Here is a 10,112-nt window from a genome sequence, read left to right as displayed (position 1 = left end):
GAGCGTGTCATACAAAAACAAACTAAAAATCGTGCGCGGCGAAGGCGTGCATCTTTTTGATGAAACGGGCCGAGCGCACTTAGATTGTGTCAACAACATCACCCACATTGGCCACTGTCACCCTCATCTTGTGCAAGCAATCAGCAAACAAGCCGCCATTTTGAACACCAACACGCGCTATTTGAATGAGTTGGTGCTGGACTATGCTGAGCGCATTACGTCAAAGCTTCCTGATCCATTGTCCGTTGCGTTTTTCGTAAACTCGGGCACAGAAGCAAATGAGTTGGCACTGCGCATAGCGCGCCACGCCACGGGCCAAAAGAACACTGTGGTGCTCGATTGGGCATACCACGGCAATTCTCAGGGTGCTGTGGACATCAGCCCCTATAAGTTCAAGCGCAAAGGCGGTTTCCCGCAACCAGATTTTGTTGAAATAGCTGACTTTCCCGACCCATATCGCGGGCCGCACAAAGGCTATTCTGAAAACTCAGGCAAAGCCTACGCCCAGTCTGTCGCAGAATGCGTTGGTAACATCAAAAGTAAAACCGGAAATGGGGCCGCAACCTTCATCGCGGAATCTATATCTGGCGTTGGCGGGCAAATCGCTTACCCTAAAGGCTATTTGCAAGCAGCCTATGCTGCAATCCGCGCCGAAGGCGGCATATGCGTCGCCGACGAAGTGCAATGTGGTTTTGGCCGTGTTGGCGATCATTTCTGGGGTTTTGAGTTGCAAGACGTGGTGCCAGACATAGTGGTGATGGGCAAACCCATCGGCAACGGGCACCCGCTAGCCGCCGTGGTAACCACAAGAGAACTTGCGACCAGCTTTGCAAATGGCATGGAGTATTTCAACTCCTTCGGCGGCAACCCAGTCTCGATGGCAGTCGGGATGGCGGTAATGGATGTGATTGAAAATGAAAACATGCAAAGCCACGCCAAAGAATTAGGTGCCTATATCCTGAACCGCTGGCAAACCTTCAAAGACAAATACGAATTTGTTGGCGATGTGCGCGGGCACGGATTGTTCTTGGGCATTGAGCTGGTGAAAGACCGCGAAACACTGGAACCGGCAACCGATCTTGCTGGCCAAATCGTAAATGAAATGCGCGAACGCGCAATATTGCTTTCAACCGACGGGCCGCTTGAAAACGTGTTGAAATTCAAGCCTCCCATGGTGTTCAACAAAGAAAATGCGGACTTCTTATGCGATACGTTGGACGCAGTGTTTGCCGACTTTGCTTGACGTGGGGCCTGAAAGCGTTAGAAAGCGCTTTGATCCTTCAAAAAGGCAATTTGGATGAACCAGAACCCAACCATCGGACTTGTCAGCCTCGGCTGCCCAAAAGCGCTTGTCGACTCTGAACGCATTTTGACCACCCTGCGTGCGCAAGGCTACAATTTTTCGCGTGACTACGAGGGCGCAGACGTTGTCATCGTAAACACGTGTGGGTTCTTGGACAGCGCCAAAGCTGAAAGCCTAGAGGCAATCGGCGAAGCCATCAAAGAAAATGGCAAGGTTATTGTAACCGGTTGTCTGGGTACTGAAGAGCAGTTGATCCGGGATACCCATCCAAATGTTTTGGCAGTGTCTGGCCCTCATCAATACGAGGCTGTTGTAAACGCAGTGCACGAAAATGTGCCGCCGGTTCACAAGCCATTTGAAACACTTGTGCCCGAGGACGGTTTGCGTCTGACGCCACGTCACTATGCCTACTTGAAGATTTCTGAAGGCTGCTCAAACCGTTGCACTTTCTGCATTATCCCAGCCATTCGAGGTGATTTGCAGTCGCGTCCAATCGCAAGCGTACTTTATGAAGCAGAACGTTTGGTCAAAGCCGGTGTTAAGGAGATCATGGTGATTTCTCAAGACACAAGCGCATACGGCCAAGATATCAAATATGCCTCTTCACGCTTTCACAAGCGCGACGTTGATGCGCGTTTTTACGATTTGGCCCGCGAATTGGGCGATATGGACGCATGGATTCGCATGCACTATGTCTACCCCTACCCGCATGTGGACAAATCGATCCACCTGATGGCTGAAGGCAAAATTCTGCCTTACCTTGATATTCCATTTCAGCACGCCGCGCCAAATGTGCTCAAAGCCATGCGCCGACCCGCAAACCAGGTCAAAACAGCTGATCGCATCAAAGCGTGGCGCGACATATGCCCTGATTTGGCAATTCGCTCGACATTCATTGTTGGCTTCCCCGGTGAAACTGAAGACGACTTCCAGCAACTTCTTGATTGGCTTGATGAAACACAAATCGACCGCGTCGGCGCTTTCACATATGAACCTGTGACTGGTGCGCCAGCCAATGAACTTGAAGGCGCAGTGCCCGACGAGATCAAACAAGAACGCTATGGCCGCTTGATGGAAAAAGCCCAGGCCATTTCAATTGATCGCCTCAGCAAAAAAGTTGGCCGAACAATCGACGTGCTGGTTGATGATGTTTCACCAGAAGACGACCGTGCTCTGGGCCGCAGCCAATGGGATGCACCAGAAATCGACGGGCAAGTGTTTATTGACGACGCAATTAACATCAAGCCCGGCGATATGGTGAAAGTCACCATCAATGATTCTGACGAATATGACTTGTATGGCACCCCGGCTGATGTAGCCCAACAAGCAAATAAAGATGCATAAGGCTTTCTCCCTGAAAATGGGCGATAAGACCTTGGAGCTTGGCCCAAAACCGTTGGTTATGGGCATATTAAATGTCACGCCTGATAGCTTTTCTGACGGCGGCGAGCATAGTGCTGCCGCAGACGCTGTTGGTCAGGCCAAACAAATGATAAGCGAAGGTGCTGACATCATCGATGTTGGTGGCGAAAGCACCCGCCCCGGAGCCAAGGAAGTCGGCGCACAGGCCGAACTAGACCGGATCATGCCGGTGCTTGACGCTTTGGCGGAAGCCAGAATCAATAAGCCCATTTCAATCGATACATACAAAGCAATCGTTGGTCACCAAGCCATTCAGGCAGGCGCCTCAATCATCAATGATGTGTGGGGATTTCAACGCGATCCAGAACTTGCCGATGTTGCCGCGCACTATAATACCCCATCTATTCTCATGCATTGGGACGAAGACCGCGACACACAAAAAGACATTGTTTCGGAACTAAAGCGATACTTTGACAAAAGCATTCAAATTGCTGAATATGCGGGACTATCCAAATCTCAAATAGTGCTTGATCCAGGGTTTGGATTTGCAAAAACCTACGAAGAGAACTTCACGCTTCTTGGTCGCATCGACGAATTGGTTGAACTAGGGTACCCTATCCTTATTGGATTCTCGCGCAAATCGACCCTTGGGAAACTGTTGGGGGTTGAGCCTAAAGAACGGGTTGCGGCGACGGGGGCAACCACGGTACTAGCATACACGCAGGGCGCGCATATATTTCGTGTGCACGATGTTCGCGAGAACTATGACGCTTTGCAAGTTGCACACGCAACCTATTACAGCCCTCCACCCGCTCGGGAAATATAATTGATGCCAAAGACAAATCGGACTGAAGACAAAATCGTGCTCGCTGACTTAGCTTTTTATGGCTACCACGGCGTCATGCAGGAAGAAAATGCCCTCGGGCAGCGTTTTCGCATTGATCTAGAGTGCGGTGTGGACCTGTCCAAACCGGGCCTAACGGACGATGTGGAAGACACAATTTCATACGACCAGATTTTCAACTTGGTCAACGAGCGTGTTACCCAAACACGTTTCAAGCTTATCGAAGCGCTTGGGCAGCATTTGATTGATGGCTTGTTCGACACATTTGAGACGATTGAATGGGTCAGAGTACGTGTGCGCAAACCAGAAGCACCGATTCCCGTTGTAACTGGTGAATTCGCAATAGAATTGGTTCGAGATCGGGAGACAAAGTAATGGGAAAAGCTTGGCTTGGACTTGGAGCAAATATTGGCCGCCCTCGTGCACAATTACTAGAGGCGTTGCGCCGACTAGACGCTCACCCTGACGTACACATCACCCGCAAATCTCGCATCATCGAAACGGACCCTTGGGGTAAAACCGACCAAGATCCATTTCTCAATATGGCCATTGAAGTAGAAACAGCTCTAGGCCCAATCGACTTGCTCGATTCGTGCTTGATGATTGAACAAGCGATGGGCCGCAAGCGCGATGAAAAATGGGGCCCTCGCCTCATCGACATCGATGTGATTGCCTTTGGCCAATCCAGAATCAATAATGAGCGGCTTACGGTGCCACACCCTCACGCCCACGAACGCGCTTTCGTGATGGATCCGCTTGAAGAGATCGCACCATCTGTTGTTGAGTGGATCAGAAATCAGGCAAACGCCTAGAGTTCTCTTTCGACCAGTTCCAACACTTTTACCGCTGCGTCAAAGTCTTGTCGTTTGAAGGCACGCATACGCATTGCCTCCGCATCTTCACCCCAATGGCTAGCTTGATAGTCTTCATCTACATAGGCGATTTTCAAGACCTCGGAGGCACTAAACAAGCCCTCGGCCAAACCAACTGAAAGAATTGCTGACCCCGTAATCGACGTGATCAACATTGTGCAAAAGGCACCAAACACCCCATAAGGCGCAATAATCTCACCAACCCGTGCTTGCACTTCAGGGGGTTGGTCTTGGTGGATCACTCCTGTAATGACGTTGAACGAAACATCATAGCGCCTGGTGAACGCATCAAGCGCCCCGCCCCAATGTTTTGATTGCAGATCAACTAGTTCTTGTGGCGTGTCCGCTCTGTAAGTTAGCAAGTCGTTCCCGGCGAATTTAACAATCTCCGCCTTCACTGCATCAAGCGTTTCTTCACCCTTTTCGACCGTTGTATTGACCAAACGGGTCAACGGCATGGTCGCAGGGTCGATCTCTTTTTCCTGCGCATCCCATTCAGCTGCAAGCAATGTTGCAAGCCGCTGGCTTGGCACTTTCACCAGCGTTTTGCCCGGCGATTTGATCGAACGCCCGTCTAACAGAACCCCAAAACCACCTTCGACAGCGCCAACGCTCACTTGTTTATAAAAGCGCTTTGCCAACTGTTGTTTTTGGTGTTTTTGCGCACGGCCATATCCATCTTCAATATGGGCTTCTGCATCTTCCAAAATCTCACGCATCGTGCTTACTCCGTCAATTCATCAATTGCATCAATGAGTTGATGATAGTGATCTATCACCAAATCCGCGCCGCTTTCGCGCAATGTTGTATGGTCGTGGTAACCCCAATTTACGCCCAACGCTTTTACGCCAGCCGCCTTTGCCATCGCCATATCATAAGACGTGTCGCCAATCATCACTGTTTTTTCGGCCAAAACGCCCGTGTCATTCATAGCCGTCAACACCATGCCTGGATTTGGCTTGGATGGATTATTGTCTGGCGTTTGTAGCGTATGGAAATGGTGGCCGAAACCTTGCTCTTTGAACAGGCGCTCCACGCCTTTTAAACGCTTGCCAGTGGCGATGCCCAAAAATGTCTCATCTTGAGCGCCAAGTGTCGCGATCGCCTCTGCAGCACCTGTATAAATCTGTTCGTTGATCAGGCCGTGTTCAATCTTATGATTGAAATAGTCTCGATAGTCTTGCTCAAGTTTTAGCGCCAGCTCCTGATTGTTGTCGCCAAGCAAGTTCAGCATAATAATATCTAGGTTCAACCCAATCCCTGCACGAATATCAGCGTCTGCAGGTTTGGGCAGGTTATTTTTGTGAAAGACAAATTGAGCGCTCTCCACGATATGCGCAGCACTATCGACAATCGTGCCGTCGACGTCAAAAATCACCAGTCGCATTAGCTCTCAGCCCTCGCCCGCAACCCTTCGTCGCGCAATGTTTTGTCATACTCAATTGCAGCCAATATTACTTCACGCACACCCTCGCGTGCGGTGTCTGGTATTGACCGAAATTTGATATGCCGCAGATCTTTGCCTATGCCTTCCAGCAACCCGAGTGGATCGGGCAAATGTGCCCCATAGAAAAACTGCAAATTGACGTGCTTAGGCTGTCCGCAAACGGTCACGATTGTGGAGTTGCCAACAAACCCAGGAAAACCCCACCGCTTCATCCGGTATAAATTGGGATCAACCTCAGCCACCAACTCGTAAACCACATGCGCAATTTCTGCGACGGGCTCTTCAAGCTTATCAAAGTGACTAAGGTCAGGCACCGATCAATCCTCGTCTAAGGCATCTTCGTCGTTTTGGTCATAATATTTGACGTTAAACCCGAACATATCAAACGTCTTTTGCATGTGCGGGGGTAATGGCGCGGTAATATCCAACTGCTTGCCGTTAGGCAATGGAATAGCAAGACGGCGCGCGTGCAAATGCAATCCTTCGCCCAAGTCATCAGGCTTTTCCCAGTTTTCAATATTGAAGTAGCGTGGATCATTAATGATTGGCGTGCCCATTTGCTGCATATGCACACGCAACTGGTGTGTGCGACCAGTCACTGGTTTTAAGGTCACCCAAGCAAACTTGCCGCCGGCATCTTCTGTAACCGAATAATGGGTCAACGAGTGCTGCGCCCCGTCAACGCCATTACCAACCACACGCATTTGCTCGCCATCTTCTGTCGATTGACGGGCGACAAAACAAGAAATCTTGCCTTGTTTTGGATGGGGCACATATGCTGTTACCGCCCAATATATCTTACGAGCTGAACGGGAACGAAACACTTTGCCGAAATGTGAGGCAGCTTGACGTGTTTTCGCTATCAGCAAGCAACCCGACGTATCACGATCCAAACGGTGCACAAGCCGAGGCTTTTCACCCTTCTTGTTCGGAATGCTTTCTAGCAGTTTGTCCACGTGATACTTGGTGCCGCTGCCGCCTTGCACAGCAAGACCATGCGGCTTGTTAATCACCAAAATGGTCTCATCTTCATAAAGCGTAATATCACGCAACAATTGCACGTCTTTTTCGACGACACGCGGCTGATACTCTTTGTGAGTTTCGGGCAAATCACCAATCGGCGGTACCCGAATGGTTTGCCCTTTGGCAAGCCGAGTGTTCGCTTTCACACGCCCCTTATCAATCCGTACTTCGCCCTTTCGGATAATTCGTTGAAGGCGTGAAAACGGCAAATCTGGGAAATGAACAGAAAACCAGCGATCAAGGCGCATGCCTTCTTCTTCTGCGGTGACTATTCGTTGTTGTACGCCACTCATAGGGCCAAACCTCTCATAAGCGCCAATGCGCCAAACAATGCTGCAATCGAAAGCACTACAGACAAACCTACATAACCAGCAGCAGCCATCACCTGACCGCGCTCATAAAGAACAATTGCATCTAACGAAAATGCAGAAAATGTCGTGAACCCGCCACAAAAGCCGGTCGCTAGAAACAGCCGGGCTGACTGGCCCCATTCAGGCGTTGTCTTGGCCAAATACCCGATAACAACCCCAATGATGAATGAACCAATTACATTCACGATCATCGTGGCGTAAGGAAAACCAATTAGCCCAAATCGCATTACCAACTGGCCAACGCTATGTCGCCCCATAGCACCCAATGCACCGCCCAAACCGACCAGCAAATAGGACATTCAACTGTCTTTCTAACTTATTCACTCAGGCCCGTTTTGCCTGCAGTTTTGCTGAAACGCAAGCGCTTGAAATAGTCCATTCGCTTTTGCACGTCCCGCTCGAACCCGCGTTCTACAGGATGATAGAACTCTTGTCGCCCTAAATCATCGGGGAAATAGTCTTGCCCAGAAAAGCCTTCAGGGGTGTCGTGATCATAAATATACCCCTTGTTGTATCCCTCATTTTTCATCAATTTGGTGGGCGCATTCAATATGCTTTTTGGTGGCATGGGCGAACCAGTTGTTTTGGCAAATGCCGTGGCCTGATTGTAGGCAGTGTAAACAGCGTTAGATTTTGGCGCCGTTGCCAAATAAACAGCTGCCTGCGCCAATGCCAATTCCCCTTCGGGCGAGCCAAGCATTTGATAAGCATCCCGTGCCGCCACACATTGTGGCAGGGCAAGTGGATCAGCTAGGCCAATATCTTCCACCGCCATGCGGATCAACCGACGCGCCAAAAACATCGGATCTTCCCCAGAAACCAGCATGCGCGTCAAATAGTAAAGCGCCGCATCAGGGTCAGATCCACGAATGGTCTTGTGCAGCGCTGAAATAAGGTTGTAATGCCCATCCTGTCCTTTGTCATAAACTGGCGCCCGGCGCTGAACGATCCGCTCGAGCCCCTCCCTGTCCAACTCATCGCCATCAACAGTGGCTGCAAAGATCTCTTCAACCAATCCCAACAAAGCTCGGCCATCACCATCCGCCATTTCAGCCAATGAAATTCGTGCGTCCTCACTCAGCGGCAATGTTCGCCCCACATGCTCTTCTGCGCGGCGCAGCAATTGTTCTGCGGCCTCATCGTCGTGGGCTTTAAAAGTAAGCACTTGGGCCCGAGACAATAAAGCTGAATTCAACTCAAACGACGGGTTTTCCGTTGTCGCACCAACCAAAACTAACGTGCCATCCTCCATCACTGGCAAAAAACTGTCTTGCTGTGCTCTGTTAAACCGGTGGATTTCATCCACAAATAACAAGGTTCGCTTGCCAGACCGTTTTAAATCCCGCGCCTGCTCAAAAACCTTCTTGAGGTCAGCAACACCGGAAAAAATCGCAGAAATCTGATGAAAGTGATAGTCGACATTCTGCGCCAACAGACGGGCAACTGTTGTTTTGCCAGACCCCGGCGGCCCCCAAAATACCAAAGAACCCAACCGCCCGGACTTTATCATCCGGGTCAAAATGCCTTCTTCACCCACCAAATGATCTTGCCCAACCACATCAGCCAAAGACTGAGGGCGCAATAGATCGGCCAGAGGCCGATCTTCATCAGGCGTGTTAGATAAGTCTTCAATAAAAAGGTCGGTCATTTCACTCGCTTAGAAAGCTATTGTAACTCTAAATAACATGAGGACCATCTGGTCGCCAACCACTCAGGCAATGATATACAGTTCGGAATACCGTCATGCAGCCTTCTTTAATGAGCCAAAAAAAAAGGCGCCCCGAAGGACGCCCTAATTCATACCAGAAATAAAGTAGCTTACGCTGCTTCTTCTGCTTGGTCTTGACGCTCAGCAGTTGGGCCAGAATCTTTGCCTTTTGCTGTGATATCGCGGTCAACAAACTCAATCACTGCGATTGGTGCGTTGTCGCCATAGCGGAAACCCGCTTTAAGCACACGTGTGTAACCACCTTGACGGTCTTGGTAACGTGGGCCCAAAACATCAAACAATTTCTTTGCTTGCGTCTCATCACCAATACGAGAAGCGGCAATACGACGAGAGTGAAGATCACCCTTCTTCGCAAGTGTCACCAACTTTTCGACGATTGGACGTAGGTCTTTTGCTTTTGGAACAGTTGTAACAATCTGCTCGTGCTTAATTAGCGCAGCGGCCATATTTGCAAACATCGCTTTACGATGGCTTGCAGTACGGTTCAACTTGCGACCGGCTTTACGGTGGCGCATTCTATTCTCCTGTCAACTCAATGCGTTAAGCGAAAAAGATCAATAGTGATCTTCAAAACGCTTCGCGAGATCTTCAATGTTTTCAGGCGGCCAGTTGGCTACATCCATACCAAGATGCAGGCCCATTTGCGCCAGAACTTCTTTAATTTCATTTAGTGATTTACGGCCAAAGTTCGGGGTGCGCAACATTTCCGCTTCCGACTTTTGGATCAAATCACCAATGTACACGATGTTGTCGTTCTTCAGGCAGTTTGCAGAACGAACAGACAATTCAAGCTCATCAACTTTCTTGAGAAGCGCAGGATTAAATGCAAGCTCAGGCGTTGCATCTTCAACCACTTCCTTCTCAGGCTCTTCAAAGTTCACGAACACATTCAATTGGTCTTGCAAGATACGTGCAGCAAATGCCACAGCATCTTCAGGGGTAATTGAACCATCAGTTTCAACTGTCAAATTAAGCTTGTCATAGTCAAGAACTTGGCCCTCACGGGTGTTCTCCACTTTATAAGACACGCGCTTAATTGGTGAAAACAACGCATCCACAGATACAAAGCCAATTGGCGCATCTTCAGGACGGTTGCGATCAGCAGGCACATAGCCCTTACCAGTCTCAACTGTGAATTCCATATTGATCTCAGCACCATCA

At 49.7% G+C, this 10,112-nt stretch carries 13 protein-coding genes; 5 read left to right on the top strand and 8 right to left on the bottom strand.

The genetic code is table 11. The features are described from left to right. From Q0231_RS15775 to folK, 5 genes are all read left to right on the top strand, one after another. Positions 1 to 1,243 (top strand): aminotransferase class III-fold pyridoxal phosphate-dependent enzyme (locus Q0231_RS15775; protein WP_299349056.1); only part of this gene is annotated, 1,243 nt, incomplete at its 5' end. 54 nt (positions 1,244 to 1,297) lie between these two features. After that, positions 1,298 to 2,647 carry a 30S ribosomal protein S12 methylthiotransferase RimO gene (rimO, locus tag Q0231_RS15770; protein ID WP_269394031.1) on the top strand — a complete coding sequence of 450 codons (1,350 nt, stop codon included), beginning with the start codon at positions 1,298 to 1,300 and terminating at the stop codon, positions 2,645 to 2,647. Next, on the top strand, positions 2,640 to 3,491 hold the full coding sequence (gene folP, locus Q0231_RS15765; protein WP_299349053.1) for a dihydropteroate synthase: 852 nt from the start codon (positions 2,640 to 2,642) through the stop codon (positions 3,489 to 3,491). Before rimO ends, folP begins: the two co-directional genes overlap by 8 nt. Before the next feature lie 3 nt (positions 3,492 to 3,494). Continuing rightward, on the top strand, positions 3,495 to 3,884 hold the full coding sequence (gene folB / locus Q0231_RS15760; RefSeq protein ID WP_269394029.1) for a dihydroneopterin aldolase: 390 nt from the start codon (positions 3,495 to 3,497) through the stop codon (positions 3,882 to 3,884). Continuing rightward, positions 3,884 to 4,321 (top strand): 2-amino-4-hydroxy-6-hydroxymethyldihydropteridine diphosphokinase, encoded by a 438-nt coding sequence (gene folK, locus Q0231_RS15755; RefSeq protein WP_269394028.1) that lies wholly within the window; start codon positions 3,884 to 3,886, stop codon positions 4,319 to 4,321. Before folB ends, folK begins: the two co-directional genes overlap by 1 nt. Here folK and Q0231_RS15750 read toward each other — a convergent pair. The 8 genes from Q0231_RS15750 to Q0231_RS15715 form a co-directional block, all read right to left on the bottom strand. Beyond that, on the bottom strand, positions 4,318 to 5,100 hold the full coding sequence (locus Q0231_RS15750; protein ID WP_269394027.1) for an ATP12 family chaperone protein: 783 nt from the start codon (positions 5,098 to 5,100) through the stop codon (positions 4,318 to 4,320). The genes folK and Q0231_RS15750 overlap by 4 nt on opposite strands. A gap of 5 nt (positions 5,101 to 5,105) precedes the next feature. Continuing rightward, positions 5,106 to 5,768, bottom strand: a complete 663-nt coding sequence (locus Q0231_RS15745) for an HAD-IA family hydrolase (RefSeq protein ID WP_299349047.1) — start codon at positions 5,766 to 5,768, stop codon at positions 5,106 to 5,108. After that, positions 5,768 to 6,142 carry a DUF1801 domain-containing protein gene (locus Q0231_RS15740; protein WP_299349045.1) on the bottom strand — a complete coding sequence of 125 codons (375 nt, stop codon included), beginning with the start codon at positions 6,140 to 6,142 and terminating at the stop codon, positions 5,768 to 5,770. Before Q0231_RS15740 ends, Q0231_RS15745 begins: the two co-directional genes overlap by 1 nt. A gap of 3 nt (positions 6,143 to 6,145) precedes the next feature. Beyond that, positions 6,146 to 7,144 (bottom strand): RluA family pseudouridine synthase, encoded by a 999-nt coding sequence (locus tag Q0231_RS15735; RefSeq protein WP_299349042.1) that lies wholly within the window; start codon positions 7,142 to 7,144, stop codon positions 6,146 to 6,148. Next, positions 7,141 to 7,521 (bottom strand): fluoride efflux transporter CrcB, encoded by a 381-nt coding sequence (gene crcB / locus Q0231_RS15730; RefSeq protein WP_299349039.1) that lies wholly within the window; start codon positions 7,519 to 7,521, stop codon positions 7,141 to 7,143. The genes Q0231_RS15735 and crcB overlap by 4 nt, the downstream gene beginning before the upstream one ends. A 17-nt stretch (positions 7,522 to 7,538) precedes the next feature. Next, positions 7,539 to 8,870, bottom strand: a complete 1,332-nt coding sequence (locus tag Q0231_RS15725) for a replication-associated recombination protein A (protein WP_299349037.1) — start codon at positions 8,868 to 8,870, stop codon at positions 7,539 to 7,541. A 170-nt stretch (positions 8,871 to 9,040) separates the two neighbouring features. Then, on the bottom strand, positions 9,041 to 9,466 hold the full coding sequence (rplQ, locus tag Q0231_RS15720; protein WP_269394021.1) for a 50S ribosomal protein L17: 426 nt from the start codon (positions 9,464 to 9,466) through the stop codon (positions 9,041 to 9,043). A 39-nt stretch (positions 9,467 to 9,505) separates the two neighbouring features. Next, positions 9,506 to 10,112 (bottom strand): DNA-directed RNA polymerase subunit alpha (locus Q0231_RS15715; RefSeq protein WP_299349033.1); only part of this gene is annotated, 607 nt, incomplete at its 5' end.

It is taken from the genome of uncultured Maritalea sp. (genome assembly GCF_937139385.1).
Taxonomy (GTDB): Bacteria; Pseudomonadota; Alphaproteobacteria; order Rhizobiales; family Devosiaceae; genus Maritalea; species Maritalea porphyrae_A.
This window is presented reverse-complemented; position numbering and strand designations above follow the sequence as displayed.